This is a genomic window from Sphaerimonospora thailandensis, assembly GCF_016863115.1.
Lineage (GTDB): Bacteria > Actinomycetota > Actinomycetes > Streptosporangiales > Streptosporangiaceae > Sphaerimonospora > Sphaerimonospora cavernae.
The window spans coordinates 41,539-65,172 of record NZ_BOOG01000008.1 but is presented as its reverse complement, the minus strand read 5'-3'; the positions used below and the strand labels follow the sequence as shown (position 1 = coordinate 65,172).

The window sequence follows — 23,634 nt, the reverse complement described above, 5'->3', positions numbered from 1 at the left end:
CCGATTCTCATGGTGATTTCATGCCTTCGCGGCACCGGCGGTGAGGCCGGTGACCAGAGGTGAGGTAGGCGATGACAAGCGACGGAAGCTGGTTGATCAGTCCGAGCCCGAGCAGCGCCCGGTAGACCGACCGCATGCGCATCGGCCGGTTGAGCAGCAACGCCATGCCCAGCCCGATGCCCACGTGCAGGGCGACGCACACCGTCGTCCCGACGGTGGTCCAGGCCAGGCGGGCGACGAACGCGGCGGAGGTGAGGATCTCGACGTAGTCGTGCAGCCCCACGAGCTCGTCGGTCGCGGGGATGACGTTCATCCCGATCGTGCGGCAGAGGATGCGCCGCGGCGGTAGCCACGGCCGAGATGACTCGCCGCATCTGGTTGTGCTCCTTGTTCGGGGGGTTTACGCCGGAACGTACCGGCCCGCCAACCGCAGTGAAAGGGCTTGCAGAAATTTTCAGCAAACTCGTTACATTCGGGCGACCGCAGGTCCTCCTCGGGCCTGACCTGACAGAAGACTTGCCAGATAGGAAGGTTTGCAGTCACGGAAAATGTCCAGTAGTTGCCGGATTGTTCACTCTATGTATGGACATCCGAGGCCAGTACGCGATGTACTACCTCATCAATCACAACCGATGGCTGGGGATCCGGGCGCGGCGCCCGGGAGGAACGAGCTTTGATGAGCACCGTCGTCCTTGACAACGTGACCAAGGTCTACCCGGGGGGATACCTCGCGGTAGACCGCCTGAGCCTGCGTGCGGACGAGGGAGAGCTACTCGTCCTGCTCGGGCCCTCGGGTTGCGGCAAGTCGACGCTGCTCCGCATGATCGCGGGGCTGGAGGAGATCACTTCTGGCGATCTATGGCTTTCCGGCCAGCTCGCCAACGACTTCGCACCGCGCGACCGCGACGTCGCGATGGTGTTCCAGAACGGGGCGCTCTATCCGCACCGATCCGTCCGGGGGAACCTGTCCTTCCCGATGGAGATCGCCAAGAGCGACCCGAACATCGTCCGCGAGCGGGTGGTGGAACTGTCCCGTGCGCTGCACATCGAGGAGACCCTGGACCGTCGGCCGGGCACCCTGTCCGGCGGGCAGCGCCAGCGCGTCGCCATGGGCCGCGCGATCGTACGGCAGCCGTCCCTCTTCCTGATGGACGAGCCGCTGTCCAACCTGGACGCCGGCATGCGCACCGAACTGCGCATGGAGATCTCGTCGCTGGTAAGGGCCATGGGAGTCACCACGATCTACGTGACACATGACCAGGTCGAGGCGCTGACACTGGCCGACCGCATCGCGATCATGAATCGGGGCGTGCTGCAGGACATCGGCACCCCCGCCCAGGTCTACAACGACCCGGCCACCGCCTTCACCGCCGCGTTCCTCAACTCGCAGCAGCTCAACCTGCTCGCCGCGACCGTGCGAACGCCGCAGAACCAGTTCATCATGCTGGATTTCGGCCCGCATCAGATCACCATGCCGTGGACCGATCCAAGGGCGTACGCGGTGTCGCAGCACACCGGGTCACAGATCATCGTGGGTATCCGGCCCGACGGGCTGACACCCGTACCGGAGAAGACGGAGGGACCGAGCTTCTTCGGCCGGGTCCGCACTCTCGAATACCACGGCCACGAATGGCTGGCCTACCTGGAGGCCGGCATCCCCTCCGTCGCCGTGCCCGAGCCGCCGGACCCCCGCCGGCACATGAACGGCGGCGCGTCGAACGGGAAGACCCGATCGATCGTGCGCAGGCTGCTGAGCGGCGGCGGGCCACGAGAGGAGGAGGAAGAGGAGCACGTGTCGCCACCGTCCGGATTCGGTACGCACCGGCGAGCCGATCTGATCGTCCGGCTGGGCAGCCGCCCGGTATGGCGGGCCGGGGAACACGGCCGGGTCGCCATCGACATCTCCCGCCTGATGCTGTTCACCCAGAACGGCGCGCGAATCGACCCACCCCGCCGTTAGGGGCCGCGAAGGGCCGCGAAGGGCCGTGAAGGCCGGCCGGGAGTGGCCTAAGGAGTGTTGCTACGCTGCGTCTCCCTGGGTTCCCGGTCCGTGGTGGACCGGACCAGGGCGCAGACGATGCCCGTGAGCCTGGAGATCTTGTCGAGCTCGGCCTGATGGAACGGCGGCCCCTGTTCCCGCGCCACGACCAGGTGCGCCCCGTCCATCGGCACGCACGCCAGGTGCAGCCCGTCCCGGGTCAGGGCGGAGGCGCGCAGCGGGGTGAGGTCCGCGGCCGACACGTCCTCCGGGGCCTGCCAGCTCCCATGCAGCACCATCCCGCTGCCGGAGTCGACCGCGACCGCCCACTCGGCGCTCACCACGTCGGGCATCGCGTCGACCAGCGTGACGACCGCGCGTTCCGGTTCGGCTGCGACGTGGCCGAGCAGGTCGTAGTCGGGGCTCGTGCCGGGAGCCTCACGTGTCGGCCACACGGACTCGACCCGGGCGCCGGGGACCACACAGATCCGGTCGCGCAGCTCACCCGGCTCGAACAGGCCCGGCCAGAACACGGTGAAGTCGTCCACCGCGCGTCCGGCCTGCCGTTCGAGCACGGTGACCTGCAGGATGTCGGCGCCCATCACCCCGAACGCGCGGGCCACCTGCCCCAGCACTCCGGGGCGGTCCGGGAGTGAGACCCGTAGCCGCAGCAGCATGCCCACCACCTCCAACAGGGCGACACCAACAGTCTCCGACACAGGTTTCGCCGCCGTTGCGGCGGTGGGTCGGGCACGGGTCGAGAGCAATCCCTTCTGCAAGTTTCAGTAACCCCTTGCGGCGATGGTTCCCGCTTCTTGGTGCCACTTTGAACAACTTTGGTCCCAACTTTTCGGTGTCGCGAAGTTTCCGCGTGATGACCATCAGTAGCCTCGGGTCATGTCCCTCCCCTGGCTGCGCGTACCGTCCCTCAGGGCGCGCCTGACATTGATCGCCACCGCCGCCGCGGCGCTCGTCCTGCTCCCGGCGGGAATCATCGCGGACATCGTCGTGCGGGATGCCGTCACCGACCGGATCTGGGACGACAGCCTTTCGACCGCGAGCCGCATCGCCGCCGAGGTCCGCGCCGGGCAGTTACCCGACCCCGTCCCGACGAACGAAAACGGCATCAACCTGATCGAGGTGGTCACCTCGGACGGCCGGGTGGTGGCCACCAGCACGGCGGCCAGAGCGCTGCGCCGACTCAGCCCCCTGCGTCCCGCCTCCGACATCAAGGTCAGCCGGGCCACCTCGTGTTCGCCGCCACACGGGGACTGCGTCTACATCACCGCCGTGAAGGTGTCTCCCGAGGCGGATTCGGACATGGTCTACGCCGGGCGCGTAACCCCGGCCGTCCTGGGCACTCGCCTGCCGGAGCTGGGGCTCTTCGTTGCGATCCTGCTGCTCTGCGGCGGGGTGGCCTGGACCGCCTGGCTGGTCTCCGGACGGGCCCTGCGCCCCGTCGAGGCGATCCGGTCGGAGCTCAGGGAGGTCGCCCCGACCAACCCGGGCTGCCGGGTGCCCGAACCGCCGGGAGACGACGAGATCGCCAAGCTCGCCAGGACCGCCAACGACGCGCTCGCCCGGCTGGAGCGGTCGATCCAGCAGCAGCGGCAGTTCGCCGCCGACGCCTCACACGAGCTGCGCACCCCCATCGCGGGGATCCGCGCCCAGCTGGAGAGCGCCCGCCTGCATCCGGAGGACACCGAGGAGGCCGTCGAGGCGGCGCTACGCGACACGGGCAGGCTGGAGGCGATCGTCGCGGACCTGCTCCTGCTGGCGAGGATCGGCACCGCGCCGTCCACCGTGCGCGAGCACCTCGACCTCGGAGAGCTGCTCACCGCCGAGGTCCGCGGCCGTCCGCCGATGCACGTCCTGGCCGGCCGGGGGGTGATGGTCAGCGGGCTGCGCGGGCAACTTTCCCGGGTGGTGGCGAACCTGCTCGACAACGCCGAGCGGCACGCGGCGACGCGGGTGCACGCCGAGGTCGGCCGGGTCGGCGACGACAGCGGCGAGCACGCCATGCTGTCGGTGTTCAACGACGGAGAGCCCATCCCCGAGGCGGACCGTGAACGCATTTTCGAGCGGTTCTATCGGAGGGACACCGCCAGGAGCAGGACGCACGGCGGGACCGGCCTCGGCCTGGCCATCGCCCGGGAGGTCGTGGAGTCCCACGGCGGCGCGATCCGGGTCGAGTGCGAGGACGCGGGCGTCCGGTTCGTCATCCGGCTTCCGCTGTCGCCCGAGATGACTCCGGACGCGGGCTCCGACGCGGCTCACAGTTCAGCTCACGGTTCAGCGGCCGGCGTTTACGCAGGTGGTGGCGGCATCAGCCGACCGGGGGCACAGGCCGGCTGACGCTTCGCACATCTTTGGCACGGTATGTTCACTATTTGCGCTGACCCAGTTACGCTCCGTACGTTTCCGTTGTCAGGCAAGCGGTAAAGATCCCTGCCGTGCCGTCCACGAAGAGAACCGTGTTCCCTGAGAGAAGCAGGAGATGGTTGGCCCGGCTCGCCGCCGCGCTCACCCTGTGCGTCGCGCTCTCCGGCATCGCACACGGGGAGCCCTCGCGTGCCGCGCCTGTGTCGGCCCACCGGCCGAACGTCGTGTTCATCCTGGTCGACGACCTGAATGCCACCGATCTCAGCCGATTTCCCAACATCTGGAACCTGCTGGTCCGGCAGGGGGCCACGTTCTCCCGATTCTTCGCCACCAACCCCTGGTGCTGCCCCTCCCGGTCGTCGATCCTGCGCTCGCAGTACATGCACAGCCACCATGTCCTGAGCAACCGGCCGCCGACCGGCGGCTTCCCCAAGTTCCGGCCGCTGGAGACGTCCACGGTCGGGACATGGATGCACGACGCCGGCTACCGCACCGCCCTGATGGGCAAGTACCTCAACCAGTATCCGACCGGCGCGAGCTGGTCGTACATCCCGCCGGGCTGGGACGAGTGGGCGGTCCCCGTCACCCGGCTCTACCAGGAGTACGGCTACGCGCTGAACGAGAACGGAACCATCCGGCAGTACGGCCACGCGGCCGACGACTACCTCGAGGACGTGCTCAGCGCCAAGGCCGGCGCGTTCGCCACCTCGACGACCGGGCCGTTCTTCCTCTACCTGGCGCCGGTCGCACCGCACCTGCCGGCCCACTACGCGCCCAGGCACGCCGACGCTTTCAGCGACGAGATCGCGCCGAGGACCGCGTCGTTCGACCAGGCGGACACCTCGGCCGAGCCGCAGTGGCTCCGGGAGCGCGCACCGCTGTCGGCGAAGGACGTGCGCAGGATCGACCGGGTGCATCGGAACCGGCTGCGCGCCATGCTGGGCGTCGACGACATGGTGGGCGACCTGGTCGCCACGCTGGCCAGGACCGGCCGCCTGGACGACACCTACATCTTCCTCACCTCCGACAACGGCTTCCATCTGGGTCAGCATCGGCTGCGACCGGGCAAGACGACACCGTTCGAGGAGGACATCCGCGTTCCGATGATCGTCAGGGGTCCCGGTGTCGCCCCCGGCAGCGCGATCGGCGCGCTGGCCTCGACCGTCGACCTCGCGCCCACGTTCGCCGAGCTCGGCGGGGCCGTCACGCCGTCGTACGCCGAGGGTCGTTCGCTCGTCCCGCTCCTGCAGGGCCGTACGGTGCCGTGGCGCAACGCCGTGCTCGTGGAGTTCGCCCATGCCGACTATTCGCCGCGGACTCCGCCCGACTACGGCGTGCTGCGCACCGACCGCTACAGCTACGTCGAGTACGCCACGGGCGAGCGGCAGCTCTACGACCTGAGCGAGGATCCGGCGCAGCTGCACAACCTCGCCGCGACGGCCGATCCCTTCCTGATGGTCGCGCTCTCGGCTCGACTGGCGATGCTGCGCACCTGTGCCGGCGTCACCTGCCGGGTCGCCGACGCGGCCGTGGCGGCCGACGGCGCCCGCGCCCCGCCCGCGCCACTCCAGTGATCGAGGCTCCACCAGACGGCCACCGTCCCCAGGGCGGTGGCCGTTCCCACATTTCTCCCCATATGGTAATGGGAGCGCTCCCAAGAGATGTTTGTCCCCTTATATCCGTTTTTCTGGCTCTAATCCCCGTCGGAGTAACAGTTGGGTTTCAGCGTATTGACGCCCGAGGTGCCGATGGAGGACTCTTCGTGGGAGCGCTCCCAACGAGGGATCGCAGCTGGTACGGCAGTGCCACGCAGCAGTTACTGACCAGTGGCCAAACACGGGCCGTCGACTCGGGGACCGGCCTGAGACACACCCTCCCATCGAGACTTCGGGATACCACCTGAGAGGGGTCCGAAATGACTGGCAACTCACGTCGCGGCAGGATGCTCGCGATCGCCGCGGCGTCCGCGCTCGCCCTGAGCGTCGTCACCGCCTGCAGCTCCGACGACGGCGAGGACAACGCGTCGGACAGCGCCTCCACGGCCGCCTCCGAGCCGGTCACCATCGTCGTCCAGACCTTCGGCGGCGGCAAGAACTTCGGTTACAAGGAGGCGATCGACAAGTGGAACGCCGAGCACCCTGACATCCAGATCAAGAACGACAACCTGACCGACCAGTTCGAGCAGGTCTACTGGCCGCAGTTGATCCAGTGGCTGCAGTCGGGCACCGGCGCCGGCGACGTCGTCGGCATCGACGAGGGCGGCATGGGCCTCGCCAAGGCGCACCCGGAGTGGTGGGCCGACCTCGGCGAGCTCGGCCTGAGCGGCCGCAAGGCCGACTTCCCCGACTGGAAGTGGGAGAACGGCGTCACCGCCGACGGCAAGCTCTTCGGTCTCGGCACCGACGTCGGCGGCATGAGCCTGTGCTACCGCAAGGACCTGTTCGAGAAGGCGGGCCTGCCGGGCGACCGCGACGAGGTCGGCAAGCTCTGGCCTACCTGGGACGACTTCGTCAAGGTCGGTCACCGGTTCCAGGAGAAGATCAAGGACACCAAGTTCGTCGACGGCACCAACACGCTCTACAACGTGGTCCTGGTGCAGGAGGGCGCCAAGAACGGCAACGTCACCTACTTCGGCAAGGGCAACAAGCTCATCGTCGACTCGAACCCGGCCGTCAAGGCCTCCTACGACTTCGCCGAGAAGATCAGCAAGGAGGGCCTCACCGCCAAGCTGCGCAACTTCACCGAAGAGTGGTTCACCGGCATGAAGAAGGGGCAGTTCGCCACCCTCGGCTGCCCGTCGTGGATGCTCGGCGTGGTCAGCGGCGACAACGCCGGCGGCCCGGAGGGCAAGGGCAAGTGGGACGTCGCGGCGGTGCCCGGCGGCGGCGGCAACTGGGGCGGCTCCTGGCTCGCGGTGCCCAAGCAGTCCAAGCACCCCAAGGAGGCCGCGCAGGTCCTCGACTACCTGACCGGCAAGGACGCCCAGGTGAGCGTCTTCGACTACGCGGGCAACATGCCGAGCAACACCCAGGCTCAGCAGGACCCGGCGGTCCAGGGCGCGAAGAACGAGTACTTCAACGACGCCCCGGTCGGTGACATCTTCGCCAAGTCCGCCGCCTCGCTCCAGCCGATCTTCCTCGGCGTCAAGCACGCCCAGGTGAAGAACGCGGTCGAGTCCGTGGTCTCGGCCATCGACGACGGCTCGGTGGCGTACGCGGACGGCTGGAAGCGTCTCGTCGACGACGCCGTGAAGGCCGCGGGCTGAGCTGTCCCTCGCCCGCGTCAGGTGAACCGGCCCGCCGCAGCGGCGCCCCGCCGGCGGACCGGTCGCCTGCTTCACCGAAAGGTAACCCATGAGCCTGCACGTCGACGCCGGTCAGCCCACCCGGGCGCCGGTCCCACCCGACAGGAGGCACGTACGGCGGAATTCCCCCCGGTCGTTCAGGACCTGGCTGGACCTCAAGGCCGCGCCGTACCTCCTGGTCTCTCCGTACTACCTGCTCTTCCTGCTCTTCGGGCTCTTCCCGCTCGGCTTCACCCTCTACTACGCCTTCTTCACCTACGACCTCACCGGCACGGTCGAGTGGACCGGCGTGGGCAACTTCACCGGCCTGCTGTCCGACTCCGCCTTCTGGAAGGCGGTCGTCAACACGCTCGGGATGTTCGCCATCGCGACGGTGCCGCAGATGCTGCTGGCGCTGCTGCTCGCCGACGCGCTGAACAAGCGGTTCAAGGGCCAGTTGTTCGTCCGGATGGGCGTCCTGCTCCCCCTGGTCACCTCGGTCGTCGCGGTCGCCGTGGTGTTCACCCAGCTCTACGGCCGGGACTGGGGCCTGATCAACTGGGTGCTCAGCTGGTTCGGGGCCGACCCGGTCTCCTGGAAGACCGAGCGCATCCCCTCCTGGCTCGCCATCGCCACGATGATCGACTGGCGGTGGACCGGCTACAACGCGATCATCTTCCTGGCCGGCATGCAGACGATCCCCAGGGACCTCTACGAGGCGGCCTCGATCGACGGCGCCTCCCGGAGGCGCCAGTTCTGGCAGATCACCGTGCCGATGCTCCGGCCCACCATGATCTTCGTGGTGCTGAACTCGACGATCGGCGGCCTCACGCTGTTCGCCGAGCCGACCACGTTCTACAACGGCAACGTCCACGGCGGCACCGACAGCCAGTTCCAGACCGTCTCGATGTTCATCTTCGAGCAGGGCTTCCGCGAGTTCGACTACGGCTACGCCTCCGCCGCGGCCTGGCTGCTGTTCCTGCTCATCCTCATCGGATCGCTCATCAACTTCCTGCTCGTCCGCCGGATCGGGGGCAACAAGTGACCACGCTCTCCGCGCCCGCCGGCACGCGGCGGCGCCGTACCAAGGGGCAGCCCGCCGGCATCTGGACCGCCACGCCGTTCACGAAGATCGTGCTCGCCGTCACGATCGTCATCTCGGCGTTCCCGCTCTACTGGATGATCGTCATCGCCTCGCGCACCAACGGCGACGCCACCGACGTCCCGCCGCCCTTCCTGCCCGGCGGCAACCTCGGCGAGAACATCCAGCGTGTGCTGTCCAACCCGGACGCGCACTATATGACCGGTCTGACCAACTCCTTGATCATCGCCGTCGCGGTGACCGCGTCTGTGGTGCTGATCTCCACGTTCGCCGGTTTCGCCTTCGCCCGGCTGCGCTTCAAAGGCGGCAAGATCCTGCTGCTGCTGGTCCTGGTGACCATGATGGTGCCACTGCAGCAGATGGGCATCGTGCCCCTCTACCGGGTGATGGTCAGCCTCGGGTGGGTGGGCTCGATCAAGGCGGTGATCATGCCCTACCTGCTCAACGGCTTCGGTGTCTTCCTCATGACGCAGTACACCGATCAGGCCGTGCCGAACGAGCTGGTGGAGGCCGCCCGGGTCGACGGCGCGTCCACCCTGAGGATCTGGTTCAACGTCGTCCTGCCGGCCGTACGGCCGGGCATGGCCGTGCTCGGCATCAACACGTTCATGCTCACCTGGAACGACTTCATGTGGCCGCTGCTCGTGCTGACCCCGGACAACCCGACGGTCCAGGTCGCCATCAACTCGCTGAACGCGAAGTACGGCACCGACTACGTACTGATCTTCAGCGGCACGCTGATGTCGATCCTCCCGCTCATCGTCGTTTTCATCGCGTTCGGCCGACAGATCATCGGCGGACTCATGGAAGGTGCAGTCAAAGCGTGACCACGCAAGGCACACGACCCGCGACGCAGACCCCGGGCCTGATGTTCCCCACCGGGTTCGTCTGGGGCGCCGCCACCTCCGCCTACCAGGTCGAGGGGTCGATCTCAGCCGACGGGCGGGGGACCTCGATCTGGGACACCTTCTGCCGTCAGGACGGCCGGATCGTGGGCGGCGACAACGCCGAGGTCTCGATCGACCACTACAACCGGTACGCCGAGGACGTCCGGCTGATGGCCGATCTGGGGCTGACCGCCTACCGGTTCTCCGTCTCGTGGCCGCGCATCCAGCCCGACGGCTCGGGGGCGTACAACGCCAAGGGCCTCGACTTCTACAAGCGGCTGGTCGACGAGCTGCTCAGCTACGGCATCGACCCCTGGCTGACCCTCTACCACTGGGATCTCCCCCAGGCGCTCGAGGACGCCGGCGGGTGGCCCGTACGGGACACGTCGAAGCGCTTCGCCGACTTCGCCGCGACCGTGCACGCCGAGCTGGGCGACCGGGTGCGCAACTGGAGCACGGTCAACGAGCCGTGGTGCTCGGCCTTCGTCGGGTACGCCTCCGGAGAGCACGCTCCGGGACGGCGCGAGCCGGCGGCGGCCATCCGCGCGGCGCACCACCTCAACCTCGCCCACGGCCTCGCCGTACAGGCGATGCGCGCGCAGCACGCGGACTCGCGGATCGGCGGGTGCGTGAACCTCTACGCGATCACCCCGGCCACCGGCAGCGAGGAGGACGCGGACGCGGCCCGGCGCATCGACGGCCTGCAGAACCGGTTCTTCCTGGACGCGCTGCTCAAGGGCGCCTACCCCGAAGACGTGCTGAAGGACCTCGGCGCGGTCACCGACCCCGGCTTCATCGCGGACGGCGACCTCGGCGTGATCGCCGCGCCGCTCGACATGCTGCTGATCAACTACTACAGCCGCTTCACGGTGTCGGGTGTGCCCGGCGGCGCGCGGTCGGCCGCCGCCGCGCCGACGGACTCCGGCTCGCCCTGGGTGGGCAGCGAGCACGTCGGCTTCGTCAACGGCGGCCGGCCGGTCACCGCGATGGGCTGGGAGATCGACGGCGCCGGGCTGCGCGAGGTGCTCGACCGGCTGGTCGCGGAATATCCGCGGCTCCCCCTCTACATCTCCGAGAACGGCGCGGCCTTCGACGACGTGGTCGCCGGGGACGGCACGATCCACGACCCCGAGCGTGCGGCCTACATCGACGCGCATCTGCGGGTCTGCCACGAGGCCGTCGAGGCGGGCATACCGCTGAACGGCTACTTCGCCTGGTCGCTGATGGACAACTTCGAGTGGGCCTGGGGGTACGGCAAGCGCTTCGGCCTGGTCTACGTGGACTATGAGACACAGATCAGGACAATGAAGTCGAGCGCCCTCTGGTACGCCGACGTCATCCGGCACGGCGGGCTGCCGGGTCCGGCAGAATAGGCGCAGAACAGGACGAGGGGGCTACGCAGATGAACGGTGACCACCGTTCGGGAGGGCGGCCGACACTTGAGGCGGTCGCCGCTCGCGCCGGGGTCGGCCGCGGCACGGTGTCGCGCGTGATCAACGGGTCACCCAAGGTCAGCGACAAGGCTCGGGACGCCGTGCTGCAGGCCATCCAGGAGCTCGGCTACGTGCCCAACCGGGCGGCGCGGACGCTGGTCACCAACCGGACGGACACCATCGCACTGGTGGTGTCCGAGTCCGAGCAGCGGGTCTTCGACGAGCCGTACTTCGCCGGGGTCATCCGCGGCATCGGCTCGGCGTTGGCGGAGACCGGCCTCCAGCTCATCCTGACCATGGCACAGAACCGCCGGGAGCACGACCGGCTGGAGCACTACCTGACCGGCCAGCACGTGGACGGCGTCCTGCTGACCTCGGTCCACGGCGCCGATCCCCTGCCGGGCCGGCTGGAGAAGATGGGCGTGCCGACCGTGCTGGGTGGCCGCCCGGTCGGGCTGAACCCGTACAGCTACGTCGACATGGACAACCGGGCGGGCGCGCGGCAGGCGGTCAAGTATCTGATCTCCAAGGGCCGCGGCCGCATCGCCACGATCGCGGGCCCGCAGGACATGGGCGTGGGCGTCGACCGTCTCGCGGGATATCGCGACGCCCTGCTCGCCACCGGCATGACCGAGCGCGTCGCCTACGGGGACTTCTCCGAGGAGAGCGGCGAGGCGGCGATGCGTGAACTGCTGGAGCGACACCCGGACCTGGACGCCGTGTTCACGGCGTCGGACCCGATGGCGATGGGCGCGCTGCACGTGCTCAAGGAGCGGGGCATGCGAGTGCCCGACGACGTCGCCCTCATCGGTTTCGAGGACTCCAAGGTCGCGCTGCACACCGATCCCCCGCTCACCAGCGTGCACCAGCCGACCGAGGCGATGGGCAGGCAGATGGTTCAGCTGCTGATCGCCCGCATCAACGGGGATCCGCTGGAGCAGCCGGTCGTGATCCTCGACACGCACCTGGTGATCCGCGCCTCGGCTTGACGGACGGAAGCACACTCTCTCCGCCACAAGGGACTAACTTGACAGGTCATGGGAGCGCTTCCACATCTCCGTCCCCATCTTGGATCCATGGCGGAGAGCTGGGCTAAAGTCCTGTGCGTACTTGACCTGTTTCGTGTCGTCTCTCGGTGAGAGGACTCCCCGTGCCCGATCACACCATCCTCGGCGGCGGCTACCTCGCCACGATCAGCGAGCGGGGCGGAGCCCTGCGCGTACTGCGCCATGGCGGCCGTGACCTGGTGACGAGTTGGCCGCCGGAGGGCCCGATCCCCTACTACAGCGGCACCGTGCTCGCACCGTGGCCGAACCGGGTCATCGGCGGGGCGTACGTCTTCGGGGGGCGCCGTCACAACCTGCCGGTGAACGAGCCCGATCGCGGGCACGCGCTGCACGGCCTGGTCGCGGACGAGGTGTGGGAGTGCGCGGAGGTGTTCTCCGCCGAGGACGACCACTGCTTCGTCCGGCTGACGCACATGATCGAGCCGACCCCGGGTTACCCCTTCAGGATCGCGCTGGAGGTACGGCACGCCGTCGCGGCCGACGGCCTCACCACGACGCTCACCGCGCAGAACGTCGGCGGCGCCCCCGCGCCCTACGGCTGCGGGCCGCACCCCTGGCTGCTGGCCGGCCCCGACGTACGGGAGTGCGAACTGGAGCTGCCGGCCTCCCGCGTGCTGCTCACCGACGAATCCCTCGCTCCGCTGGCGCTGGAGGACGTGGCGGCGACGCCGTACGACTTCCGGACCTCGCGGGTCCTCGGGGACGTCGCGATCGACAACGCCTTCACCGCCATCGGCGTGGGCCGGGTGCGGGTGCGCGGCCCGGAGGGTGGGGTGGAGCTCACCTGGGATCCCGCTGTGCTGCCCTGGGTCCAGGTCTGCACCGGCACCTACCTCGACCACCGGGGGCTGGCCGTGGAGCCGATGACCTGCCCGCCGGACGCGTTCAACTCCGAGGCCGATCTGGTCGTGCTGAACCCCGGCGACAAGCACGAGGCGACATGGACCATCGCGATCTTCAACGAGAGTTGAATCCTCAGCACCCCGACCAAGGCGGTCCCCCGGCTGAACCTCCGCCGCGTCCGGGCCGGGCGCCGCCTGCGGGTATCGCCATTCATACGAAGCTCATGCGATAATTTCACCGGGTGGTGAATTATGCGTACCACATGTGTGATCGCGGGCGGCGGTCCCGCGGGGGCGATGCTCGCGCTGCTCCTGGCCCGCGCGGGGGTGGACGTGACGCTGCTGGAGAAGCACGGCGACTTCCTGCGCGACTTCCGCGGCGACACGATCCACCCCTCGACCCTGCAGGTGCTCGACGAGATCGGGCTGGCCGAGGCCTTCCACCGGCTGCCGCACCGCAAGGCGTACCGCATGGCCATCGAGGCCGACGACGCCCGGATCCCGATCGCCGATCTGAGCGCGCTTTCCGGTAAATACCGTTACATCGCCTTCGTTCCGCAGTGGGACTTTCTCAACCTGGTCACCGCCGAGGCCGGCAGATACCCCAACTTCCGGCTGCTCATGCGTTCCCGGGTGACCGGCCTGATCGTCGAGGGCGGCGTCGTCCGTGGCGTGCGCTACCGGGACGAGAGCGGCGAGCACGAGATCAGGGCCGCGCTCACCGTGGGCGCCGACGGCCGCGACTCGGACGTACGGCGGGCCGCCGGGCTGCGGCCCAAGGAGTTCGGCGCGCCGATGGACGTCGTCTGGCTGCGCCTTCCCCGCGATCCCGGCGATCCCGGCCAGCCGTTCCTGCGGGCTTCGGCCGGGCATCTGATGGCGGCGATCAACCGGGAGACCTACTGGCAGCTCGCCTACGTCATCCCGAAGGGCGGCTACGACGAGCTCAAGGCGAGGGGCATCGAGGAGCTGCGCGCGACGGTCGCCCGGCTGCTGCCGTACCTGGCCGACCGGGTCGGCGAGCTGCACGGCTTCGACGAGGCCGGGTTCCTGCGCGTGGCGGTCGACCGGCTGGCCCGCTGGCACCGTCCCGGCCTGCTGCTGATCGGGGACGCCGCGCACGCCATGTCGCCCATTTTCGGTGTCGGCATCAACCTCGCGGTGCAGGACGCGGTGGCCACCGCCAACATCGTCGGGCCCGCCCTGCTGCGCGGCCCCGGCCCGAGACCGCCAGAGGTCCCCGAGGCGCTGCTGGCGCGGGTGCGGCGCCGCCGCGCCCTGCCCACCGTGGTCACCCAGACCGCCCAGCGAGTGGTGCAGCGCCTGCTGATCCGGCCGGCACTGAGCCGGTCCGGGCGGCAGGTGCTGCCGCCCGGCATCGCCCGGCTGCCGGTGATCAGCGGCCTCGCCCGCCGCTTCATCGGTCACGGCGTGCTGCCGGAGCACGTACGGCTACCCGCCCGGCAAACAGGATCTCATTAGGCGGACGCCTGGCGGCCGCATCGGGCCGCGTGCAATAACCTTGGGTGCCGTGAGCGCTAGCATCAACCTCGACACGTGGCGTGACCTGCCCGCCGCACAGCAGCCCGACTGGCCCGACCGCGGCGAGCTCGACAGGGTCGTCGCCGAACTGGCGGGGCTGCCCCCGCTGGTGTTCGCGGGCGAGTGTGACCGGCTCAAGGCCGAGATGGCCGCCGTCGCCAGGGGCGAGGCCTTCGTGCTCCAGGGCGGCGACTGCGCCGAGACCTTCGCCGGCGCCACGGCCGAGAACGTGCGCGACAAGCTCAAGACCCTGCTGCAGATGGCGATCGTGCTCACCTACGCGGGACGCGTCCCGGTCGTGAAGATCGGCCGCCTGGCGGGTCAGTTCGCCAAGCCGCGTTCCAAGTCCGTCGAGGTCCGCGACGGCGTGGAGCTGCCCGCCTACCGTGGCGACATGGTCAACGGCTTCGACTTCACCGCCGAGGCGCGCCGGCCCGACCCCGCTCGTCTGCTGCGGGCCTACCACTCCTCCTCGGCCACGCTCAACCTCGCCCGGGCGTTCACCAAGGGCGGCTACGCGGACCTCCGGCAGGTGCACGCCTGGAACCAGGACTTCGTGGCCGAGTCCCCGGCGGGGCGGCGCTACGACCAGCTCGCCCGGGAGATCGACCAGGCGCTCGCGTTCATGCGGGCCTGCGGGGCCCAGCCCGAGGAGTTCCACACGGTGGAGTTCTACTCCTCGCACGAGGCGCTGATCCTCGACTACGACCGGGCTCTCACCCGGATCGACTCCCGCACCGGCCTGCCGTACGACGTGTCGGGGCACATGGTGTGGATCGGTGAGCGCACCCGCCAGCTCGACGGCGCCCACGTGGAGTTCTTCAGCAAGATCCGCAATCCGATCGGGGTGAAGCTCGGCCCGACGACCACTCCGGAGGAGGCCATCGCGCTCATCGAGAAGCTGAACCCGGACAACGAGCCGGGCCGGCTGACCTTCATCAGCCGCATGGGCGCCGGCCGGGTCAGGGAGGCGCTGCCGACGCTGGTGGAGAAGGTCAGGGCGAGCGGCGCCACCGTCGCCTGGATCTGCGACCCCATGCACGGCAACACCTTCGAGGCTCCGAGCGGGCACAAGACGCGGCGCCTGGACGACGTGCTCGACGAGGTCGCCGGTTTCTTCGAGGTGCACCACTCGCTGGGCACCCACCCCGGCGGCATCCACATCGAGTTCACCGGTGACGACGTGACCGAGTGCGTCGGCGGCGGGCACGGCATCGTCGAGGAGGACCTGGCGCTGCGGTACGAGACCGCGTGCGACCCGCGGCTCAACCGCAGCCAGTCCCTGGACCTCGCGTTCCGGGTGGCCGAGCTCTACCGCTCGGCCTGACATCTGGGCCGCGCGCGGCGGTCAGCGTTGGTCGACCATGACTTCGATGCTGTAGTCCTGCGCGCGGTAGCAGTGGTCGCCGTACTCCACCGGGCTGCCGACGGCGTCGAAGGCGACACGTGTCATCGTGAGCACGGGCTCGGTCGGCCTGAGCCTGAGGTGGCGCCGCTCCGCCGTGGCCGGCGTGCGTGCGCCGATCGTCTGATGCGCGACGACGGGGCGCACGCCCCGGCGTCGCAGCACGGCGTACAGCCCCTCCGTCTCGAGTTCCGCGGGCGTGACGTCCAGGAGGGCCGGGGGCAGCCAGTTGCGCAGCACGGCCAGCGGCCGGTCGTCGGAGAGCCGCAGCCGCACGATCGACAGCAGTTCGGCGTCGGCCGGTAGGTCCAGCGCCGCGGCCACGCGTTCGTCGCACACCACCTCGTGGCTGAGCACCACGGTGGACGGCCGGCCGCCGACGCGCATGAGGTCGTCGTAGAGGCTGGTGAGCTCGGCCCGCCGGTGCACCTTGCGATTGGCCACCGTGGTGCCGAGGCCGCGTCGCCGTACCAGCAGGCCCTGGTTCACCAGCTCCTGGATCGCCCGCCGCACCGTCGGCCGCGACAGGTTGAGCCGCTCGGCGAGCGCGATCTCGTTCTCGAACGGGTCGCCGGGCTGCAGCGTGCCACTCGCGATCGCCAAGCTGAGCTGCTCGGCGAGCTGGTGGTAGAGGGGCACTGGGGAGGAGCGGTCGATCGTCACGCCCACTTGGATTGCCACGGCGAAAAGTTTACCTCGAACATGTACGTACGACGTTATGAAAACATGTTAGGACAAACTCTTGACGCGACATTGGTGGCGGGGCAGGCTTCACCCATCGCCGCCGTGGCCCGGCTGACCACGGTGGCCGCCGGATCACCGTCCTCGAGTGATTGGAACGCGGATGCGCATCGGGCTTGCGGGTGTCGGACGGATAGGCGCCTTCCACGCCAGGACACTGGCCGGTCTCGACTTCGTCGACGAGCTCGTGGTGACGGACGCCGACCTGGAGGCCGCCAAGGCCGTCGGGGACGAACTGGGCGCCGAGGTCGCGCCGGACGCCGAGACGCTGCTGGCGTCGGGCGTCGACGGCTTCGTGATCGCCACCGCCACGCCCGCCCACGCGCCGCTGCTGCGCCTGGGCATCGCCGCCGGAGTGCCGACCTTCTGCGAGAAGCCGGTGGCGGCCACCCTCGACGAGACGCTCGCGCTGACCACGCTCGTCGCGGACGCCGGCGTGCCGGTCCACGTCGGCTTCCAGCGGCGCTTCGACGCGGGCTACCGGCGGGCCCGGCAGGCGGTCGAGTCCGGGGAGCTGGGTTTCGTTCACACCATCCGCGCCAACACCCACGACCAGGCCCCGCCGCACGCGTCCTACATCCCGACCTCCGGCGGCATCTTCCGCGACTGCAACGTGCACGACTTCGACATCCTCCGGTTCGTCACGGGCCGGGAGGTCGTCACCGTGTACGCCACGGGCGCCAACAAGGGCGCGGACTTCTTCGCCGAGGCCGGGGACGTCGACACCGGCGGCGCGCTGCTGACCCTGGACGACGGCACGATCGCGCTGGTCTCCTCCACCCGCTACAACGGCGGCGGCCACGACGTCCGGATGGAGATCCACGGCAGCGAGGGCACCATCGCCGTCGGGCTCGACCACTCGCTGGCCATGCGATCGGCCGAGGACGGCGCCGACTTCCCGCGCGGCCCCCAGAAGTGGTCGTTCATGGAGCGCTTCCTGCCCGCCTACCAGGCCGAGCTCACCGCCTTCGCCGACGTCGCCCGCGGCCTGCGGCCGTCCCCGTGCACCGTACGGGACGCCCTCGAGGCCTTCCGCATCGCCGAGGCGTGCGAGCTGTCACGTGCGGAACGCAGGCCCGTCGCCCTTTCGGAGATAAGCGGCCCGGGGATAGAGGGTCCGGGGACAGCGGGCATCGACGAGATCGAGGGGATGTAGGACATGAGCGCTGAGGACACGACCACCGGCACCGCGGCGGCCGCCCCCCTGGCGAACCGCGTGGCCGGGGCGCCCATCTCGTGGGGCGTCTGCGAGGTGCCGGGGTGGGGCCACCAGCTCGAGCCCGCCACCGTGCTGCGCGAGATGCGCGAGCTGGGCCTGGCCGCGACCGAGTTCGGCCCCGACGGTTTCCTGCCCGACACGCCGGAGGCCAAGGCCTCGACGCTGGCCGGATTCGGCCTGAAGGCGGTCGGGCAGTTCGTCCCCGTCGTCCTGCACGACCCCGCCCACGATCCGCTGCCCGAGGTGGAGCGAGCCATGGGCGGGCTGGTCGCCGCCCAGGCGTCCACGGTCGTCATCGCGGCCGCCACCGGGCAGGCCGGCTACGACGCCCGGCCGGAGCTCGACGACTCCGGCTGGTCGACGCTGCTGGGCAACCTCGACCGGATCACCGGCGCGGCCGCCGACCGCGGGCTCGTGGCCACGCTGCATCCGCACGTCGGCACGATGATCGAGAGCGGGGAGGAGACGGCCCGGGTGCTCGACGGCAGCCGCATCGGCCTGTGCCTCGACACCGGCCACCTCCTCATCGGCGGCGGCGACCCCGTCGCCGTCGCCCGGCGGCATCCCGACCGGATCGCCCACGTCCACCTGAAGGACGTCCGCACCGACTGGGCGCGGCGGGTCCGCGACGGCGAGGCGACCTACACCGAGGCGGTGGCCGGCGGGATGTACGTCCCGCTCGGCCGGGGCGACGTCGACATCGCGGCCATCGTGTCGGCTCTGGAGGGCGGCGGATATCAGGGTTGGTACGTCCTGGAACAGGACACCATCCTCACCGGACCCGGAGGCGCGGATCCCGCGCGGGACGTGCGGGCGAGCCTGGAGCACCTGCTCTCCGTAGCGGGCGAGACGGGCGAAATGGGGACCTGACGATGACGGCGTACGACCTGGTGGCCGTGGGCCGGTGCGGGGTGGACATCTACCCGCTCGACCACGGCGTGGGCCTCGAAGACGTCGAACGCTTCGAGAAGTTCCTCGGCGGCAGCGCGACCAACGTCGCGGTGGCCGCGGCCCGCCACGGGCGCCGAGCCGCGATCATCACGCGGACCGGGCGGGACCCCTTCGGCCGCTATGTCCACCGCGCGCTGCGCGATTTCGGGGTCGACGACCGCTTCGTCACCGAGGTGGACGGGCCGCCGACGCCGGTGACCTTCTGCGAGATCTTCCCGCCCGACGACTTCCCGCTGTACTTCTACCGCTACCCCGTCGCCCCGGACCTGATGATCGAGCCGGACGAGATCCCGCTCGACGCCGTACGCGAGGCCGCCGTCTTCTGGGCGACCGGCACCGGACTGTCGCAGGAGCCCTCGCGTGCCGCGCACTTCGCCGCCTGGCGGGCGCGCGGCCGGCGGGCGCACACCGTCCTCGACCTCGACTACCGGCCCATGTTCTGGCCCGACCCCGCCGAGGCGGGCACGCAGACGGGCGCCGCCCTGGAGCATGTCACGGTCGCGGTCGGCAACCGGGAGGAGTGCCAGGTCGCCGTCGGCGAGACCGACCCCCGGCGCGCGGCCGACGCGCTGCTCGAACGCGGCGTCGAGCTCGCGATCGTCAAGCAGGGCCCCAGGGGGGTGCTCGCCGCGACCGCCGACGAGTGCGTCGAGGTGCCGCCGTTCCCGGTGAAGGTCGTCAACGGCCTCGGCGCCGGTGACGCGTTCGGCGGCGCCCTCGTCCACGGCCTGCTGAGCGGGTGGGACCTGCACCGCGTGCTGCGGTTCGCCAACGTGGCCGGCGCGATCGTCGCGTCCCGGCTCGAATGCTCGAGTGCCATGCCGTACGAGGCGGAGGTCGAGGCCGTCCTCGCCGGCGAGGACAAGGAGGGGGGACGATGACCCCGACGACCCCGACGACACCGACGACCCCGACAGCCCCGGGGCGCGGCCGCGCGGGCATCGCCGAGCTGACCGAGATCCGGGTGCGCGAGCCGCAGCGGATCACCGAGGGGTGGGCCGCCCGGGGACGTCGAGATCTCGCGGGTGAGGACGGCAGGCTGCTCATCGTCGCGGCCGACCATCCGGCCCGGGGCGCGCTCGGCGTACGCGGCGACCGGCGGGCCATGGCCTCCCGCAGCGACCTGCTGCGCCGCCTTGCCATCGCGCTGTCGCGCCCGGGCGTCGACGGGGTGCTCGGCACGCCCGACGTCCTCGACGACCTGCTGCTGATGGGCGCCCTGGAGGACAAGCTCGTCATCGGCTCGATGAACCGGGGCGGGCTGCAGGGCTCGGTCTTCGAGTTCGACGACCGCTTCACGGCCTACACGGCCGGCGAGATCGCCGGCCGGGGGCTCGACGGCGGCAAGATGCTCACCCGGATCTGCCTGGGCGACCCCGGCACGGCGGCCACCCTCGAAGCCAGTGCCCGCGCGGTCACCGAGCTGGCGTCCCATGGTGTGATGGCAATGGTGGAGCCGTTCCTTTCGGTTCGTCAGGAGGGCCGGGTGCGCAACCTGCTCGACCCCGACTCGACCATCACGTCGATCAACATCGCCGCCGGGCTCGGGGTCACGAGCCGGCACACCTGGCTGAAGCTGCCGGTCGTCGACGAGCTGGAGCGGGTGATGGACGCGACGACGCTGCCGACCCTGCTGCTCGGCGGTGATCCGAGCGGCCATCCAGACGAGACGTTCGCCGCGTGGGGCCGGGCCCTGGAGCTGCCCGCCGTACGCGGCCTGGTGGTCGGGCGGGCGCTGCTCTTCCCTCCGGACGGCGACGTGGCGGCCGCCGTCGACATCGCATCGCGACTCGTGCACGGGCCCAGGTCATGAGGGCCCGAATCATGAGTACGCAGGCCAGGAGGGGCAGGTCATGAACGACGCCAGGCGATGGGTCCACCCGTACGGCACGGCCGTCGAGGGCGACTTCCAGGTTTCGATCACCGACGCCCTCGACGGATGGCGGCACACGCGCCTGCGGGTCGCCGCGTTGGAGCCGGGTGGCAGCGTGGAGCTCGCCACCGGAGACGACGAGATCATCGTGGTGCCGCTGGAGGGCGGCTGCGACGTCACCGTGGTCGATCACGCGGGTGAGCGGCACGAGGTCCGGCTCGCCGGGCGGGAGAGCGTCTTCGCGAGTCCGACCGACATCGCCTACGTGCCGCCCGGCGCGAGCCTGACGGTGCGCGCGGTGCGCGGCGACGGGGTGCGCGGCATCGGCGTGCGCGGCGACGGCGCCCCGGCCAGGGTCGCCCTCTGCGGCGCCAGGGCGGCCAGGCGGCCGGCGCCGCTTCCGTTCCGGTACCTGGCCGCGGCGAACGTCCCGGTGGAGCTGCGCGGCGCCGGCCGGGCCTCGCGCGAGGTGCGCAACTTCGGCGTGCCGGGAGTGCTCGACGCCGACTCGATCATCGCCTGCGAGGTGATCACCCCGGCCGGGAACTGGAGCTCCTATCCCCCGCACAAGCACGACGAGGAGCGCGACGGGGTGGAGACCGAGCTGGAGGAGATCTACTACTTCGAGGTCCGGGCCGACGACGGCGCGCCGCCGGGCGCCGACCCGGTCGGCTACCAGCGCGTGTACGGCACCGCCGAGCGGCCCATCGACGTGCTCGCCGAGGTCCGCTCCGGCGACGTCGTGCTCGTGCCGCACGGCTGGCACGGCCCGGCGATGGCCCCGCCCGGGTACGACCTCTACTACCTCAACGTGATGGCCGGTCCCGGCCCGGTCCGGGCCTGGCTGATCTGCGACGATCCCGCCCACAGGTGGGTGCGGGACTCCTGGGCGGGACAGGACGCCGACCCGAGACTGCCGATGGGAGGAGCCCGATGACCTCGCGAGCGGACACGACACGCCTGACCGTGGGCCAGGCGATCGTGCGTTTCCTGGCCGCCCAGTGGACCGAACGCGACGGCGAGCGGCAGCAGCTGTTCGCCGGATGCCTGGGGATCTTCGGGCACGGCAACGTCGCCGGTCTCGGCCAGGCGCTGCTGCAGAACGAGCTCGGCGGCGGCGACGAGCGGCTGCCGTACGTGCTGGCCCGCAACGAGCAGGCGATGGTCCACACGGCGGTGGCGTACGCACGGCAGAAGGACCGCCTGCGGACGTGGGCGTGCACCGCGTCAATCGGCCCCGGCTCGACGAACATGCTGACCGGGGCGGCGCTCGCCACGGTCAACCGGCTGCCGGTGCTGCTGCTGCCCTCGGACACGTTCGCGACGCGGGTGGCCGCGCCCGTGCTGCAGGAGCTCGAGGTTCCGTACGCCGGTGACGTGTCCGTCAACGACGCCTTCCGCCCGGTGTCGCGCTTCTTCGACCGGGTGGCCCGGCCGGAGCAGCTGCCCGCGGCGCTGCTGGGCGCCATGCGGGTGCTCACCGATCCGGTGGAGACGGGGGCGGTCACTCTCGCGCTGCCGCAGGACGTGCAGGCCGAGGCGTACGACTGGCCCGTGGAGCTGTTCGGCGAGCGGGTGTGGCGGGTGGGCCGGCCCCTCCCCGAGGCGCCCGACATCGCGGCGGCGGCCGCGCTCATCCGCACCGCGCGGCGGCCGCTCGTCGTGGCCGGCGGCGGGGTGCACTACTCGGGCGCCGAGGACGCGCTGCGCGCGTTCTGCGCGGCGACCGGCATCCCGGTCGGCGAGACGCAGGCGGGCAGGGGCTCGTTGCCGCACGGCCATCCGCAGGCGATGGGCGCGGTCGGCTCGACGGGCACGACGGCCGCCAACGCGCTCGCCGCCGAGGCCGACCTGGTGATCGGCGTCGGCACCCGATACAGCGACTTCACCACCGCCTCACGCAGCGCCTTCCGGGACCCCGGCGTCCGGTTCGTCAACGTCAACATCGCCCGGTTCGACGCCGGGAAGCTCGCCGGGCTGGCGGTCGTCGCGGACGCTCGCGAGGCGCTCACCTCGCTCGCCGCCGCGCTCGGCGGATACGCCGTGGAGCCGGCTTATCGGGATCTCCAGGCGAGGCTGTGGCGCGACTGGGACGCGCTGGTCGAGGCGGCGTACAACCCGGCCGAGGAGGTGACCTCGGCGCTCGCCCCCGGTGTGCTCACCCAGGGCACGGTGCTCGGCCGGGTCAACGAGCTGTCCGACCCCCGTGACGTGGTCGTCTGCGCCGCCGGTTCCATGCCCGGCGACCTGCACAAGCTGTGGCGGGTGCGGGACCGCAGGGCCTACCACGTCGAGTACGGCTACTCCTGCATGGGGTACGAGATCCCCGGCGGCATCGGCGTGCGGCTGGCCGACCCCGACCGGGACGTGTTCGTGCTGGTGGGCGACGGCTCCTATCTGATGATGCCGACCGAGCTGGTCACCGCCGTGCAGGAACACATCAAGATCATCGTTGTCCTGGTGCAGAACCACGGCTTCCACTCGATCGGATCGCTGTCCGAATCGCTCGGGTCGCAGCGGTTCGGCACCGGCTACCGCTTCCGTGATCGGGTGACCGGCCGTCTGGAGGGGGCACGGCTGCCCGTCGACCTGGCGGCCAACGCCCGCAGCCTCGGCGCCACCGTGATCGAGGTGCGCGGCCGCGGGGAGCTCGATCAGGCGATCGCGGATGCCAAGGCCGCTCCCGCCGACGGCGGTCCGGTCGTCATCCACGTCGAGACCGACCCCACCGTACACGCCCCCGGCAGCGCGGCCTGGTGGGACGTCCCGGTCAGCCAGGTCAGCGACCTCGACAGCACCCGGCGGGCGTACGAGGAGTATGTCGCGCACAAGACGGCCCAGCGCCCCCTCCTGGCGCCGAGCGAGAGGACCGATCTCTGAGCCCCGAACCGACCTGAGCCCCCGAACCGACCAGAGCGAACGAGCACGA

Annotated in this window: 20 protein-coding genes; 17 read left to right on the top strand and 3 right to left on the bottom strand. The window is 70.4% G+C overall.

Annotation, left to right across the window (positions count from 1 at the left end; translation table 11 throughout):
- Window positions 1-7 precede the first annotated feature (7 nt).
- Window positions 8-313, bottom strand: coding sequence for a sugar ABC transporter permease (locus Mth01_RS03455; protein ID WP_204011112.1), 306 nt, complete (start codon window positions 311-313; stop codon window positions 8-10).
- 363 nt (window positions 314-676) lie between these two features.
- Here Mth01_RS03455 and Mth01_RS03450 point away from each other — a divergent pair, with 363 nt between their 5' ends.
- Window positions 677-1,960 (top strand): ABC transporter ATP-binding protein, encoded by a 1,284-nt coding sequence (locus Mth01_RS03450; RefSeq protein WP_204011110.1) that lies wholly within the window; start codon window positions 677-679, stop codon window positions 1,958-1,960.
- Between the two features lie 47 nt (window positions 1,961-2,007).
- On the opposite strand, the gene Mth01_RS03445 is transcribed toward Mth01_RS03450, so the two are convergent.
- Window positions 2,008-2,697: an ACT domain-containing protein gene (locus Mth01_RS03445; protein ID WP_239089319.1), complete on the bottom strand. Its 690-nt coding sequence runs from the start codon at window positions 2,695-2,697 to the stop codon at window positions 2,008-2,010.
- A gap of 178 nt (window positions 2,698-2,875) precedes the next feature.
- On the opposite strand from Mth01_RS03445, the gene Mth01_RS03440 reads away from it, so the two are divergent.
- The 10 genes from Mth01_RS03440 (at window position 2,876) to Mth01_RS03395 (ending at window position 15,843) form a co-directional block, all read left to right on the top strand.
- On the top strand, window positions 2,876-4,333 hold the full coding sequence (locus tag Mth01_RS03440; RefSeq protein WP_204011102.1) for a sensor histidine kinase: 1,458 nt from the start codon (window positions 2,876-2,878) through the stop codon (window positions 4,331-4,333).
- 119 nt (window positions 4,334-4,452) lie between these two features.
- Entirely contained in the window at window positions 4,453-5,934 is a 1,482-nt protein-coding gene (locus Mth01_RS03435; RefSeq protein ID WP_239089318.1) for a sulfatase family protein, read from the top strand.
- Between the two features lie 341 nt (window positions 5,935-6,275).
- The gene (locus tag Mth01_RS03430; RefSeq protein ID WP_204011100.1) at window positions 6,276-7,625 is read left to right on the top strand and encodes an ABC transporter substrate-binding protein; all 1,350 of its coding nucleotides are present in this window, start codon (window positions 6,276-6,278) and stop codon (window positions 7,623-7,625) included.
- 88 nt (window positions 7,626-7,713) lie between these two features.
- Window positions 7,714-8,688 (top strand): carbohydrate ABC transporter permease, encoded by a 975-nt coding sequence (locus Mth01_RS03425; RefSeq protein WP_204011098.1) that lies wholly within the window; start codon window positions 7,714-7,716, stop codon window positions 8,686-8,688.
- Entirely contained in the window at window positions 8,685-9,572 is an 888-nt protein-coding gene (locus Mth01_RS03420; RefSeq protein WP_239089317.1) for a carbohydrate ABC transporter permease, read from the top strand. Before Mth01_RS03425 ends, Mth01_RS03420 begins: the two co-directional genes overlap by 4 nt.
- A 41-nt stretch (window positions 9,573-9,613) precedes the next feature.
- Window positions 9,614-11,005, top strand: coding sequence for a GH1 family beta-glucosidase (locus Mth01_RS03415; protein ID WP_204011539.1), 1,392 nt, complete (start codon window positions 9,614-9,616; stop codon window positions 11,003-11,005).
- Window positions 11,006-11,034: 29 nt separating this feature from the next.
- On the top strand, window positions 11,035-12,054 hold the full coding sequence (locus tag Mth01_RS03410) for a LacI family DNA-binding transcriptional regulator (RefSeq protein ID WP_204011096.1): 1,020 nt from the start codon (window positions 11,035-11,037) through the stop codon (window positions 12,052-12,054).
- Window positions 12,055-12,215: 161 nt separating this feature from the next.
- Entirely contained in the window at window positions 12,216-13,103 is an 888-nt protein-coding gene (locus tag Mth01_RS03405; protein ID WP_204011094.1) for an aldose 1-epimerase family protein, read from the top strand.
- Between the two features lie 123 nt (window positions 13,104-13,226).
- Window positions 13,227-14,456 carry an FAD-dependent oxidoreductase gene (locus tag Mth01_RS03400; protein ID WP_239089316.1) on the top strand — a complete coding sequence of 410 codons (1,230 nt, stop codon included), beginning with the start codon at window positions 13,227-13,229 and terminating at the stop codon, window positions 14,454-14,456.
- A 49-nt stretch (window positions 14,457-14,505) separates the two neighbouring features.
- On the top strand, window positions 14,506-15,843 hold the full coding sequence (locus Mth01_RS03395; RefSeq protein ID WP_204011091.1) for a class II 3-deoxy-7-phosphoheptulonate synthase: 1,338 nt from the start codon (window positions 14,506-14,508) through the stop codon (window positions 15,841-15,843).
- A 21-nt stretch (window positions 15,844-15,864) separates the two neighbouring features.
- Here Mth01_RS03395 and Mth01_RS03390 read toward each other — a convergent pair whose 3' ends face one another.
- A complete protein-coding gene (locus Mth01_RS03390) occupies window positions 15,865-16,602 on the bottom strand; it encodes a GntR family transcriptional regulator (RefSeq protein ID WP_275408881.1) in 738 nt (245 codons plus the stop codon).
- A gap of 163 nt (window positions 16,603-16,765) precedes the next feature.
- Here Mth01_RS03390 and Mth01_RS03385 point away from each other — a divergent pair, with 163 nt between their 5' ends.
- Genes Mth01_RS03385 through iolD form a run of 6 tightly spaced genes read left to right on the top strand, consistent with a single transcriptional unit; the run spans window position 16,766 to window position 23,585 of the window.
- Window positions 16,766-17,818: a Gfo/Idh/MocA family protein gene (locus Mth01_RS03385; protein WP_204011088.1), complete on the top strand. Its 1,053-nt coding sequence runs from the start codon at window positions 16,766-16,768 to the stop codon at window positions 17,816-17,818.
- Between the two features lie 3 nt (window positions 17,819-17,821).
- Complete coding sequence (locus Mth01_RS03380; protein ID WP_204011085.1) at window positions 17,822-18,751, top strand: TIM barrel protein; 930 nt, start codon at window positions 17,822-17,824, stop codon at window positions 18,749-18,751.
- A gap of 2 nt (window positions 18,752-18,753) precedes the next feature.
- Complete coding sequence (gene iolC, locus Mth01_RS03375) at window positions 18,754-19,713, top strand: 5-dehydro-2-deoxygluconokinase (RefSeq protein WP_204011082.1); 960 nt, start codon at window positions 18,754-18,756, stop codon at window positions 19,711-19,713.
- Window positions 19,710-20,645 (top strand): Cgl0159 family (beta/alpha)8-fold protein, encoded by a 936-nt coding sequence (locus Mth01_RS03370; RefSeq protein WP_239089315.1) that lies wholly within the window; start codon window positions 19,710-19,712, stop codon window positions 20,643-20,645. Before iolC ends, Mth01_RS03370 begins: the two co-directional genes overlap by 4 nt.
- A gap of 40 nt (window positions 20,646-20,685) precedes the next feature.
- Window positions 20,686-21,642, top strand: a complete 957-nt coding sequence (gene iolB, locus Mth01_RS03365; RefSeq protein WP_204011078.1) for a 5-deoxy-glucuronate isomerase — start codon at window positions 20,686-20,688, stop codon at window positions 21,640-21,642.
- A complete protein-coding gene (gene iolD / locus Mth01_RS03360; RefSeq protein WP_204011069.1) occupies window positions 21,639-23,585 on the top strand; it encodes a 3D-(3,5/4)-trihydroxycyclohexane-1,2-dione acylhydrolase (decyclizing) in 1,947 nt (648 codons plus the stop codon). The genes iolB and iolD overlap by 4 nt, the downstream gene beginning before the upstream one ends.
- Window positions 23,586-23,634 lie beyond the last annotated feature (49 nt).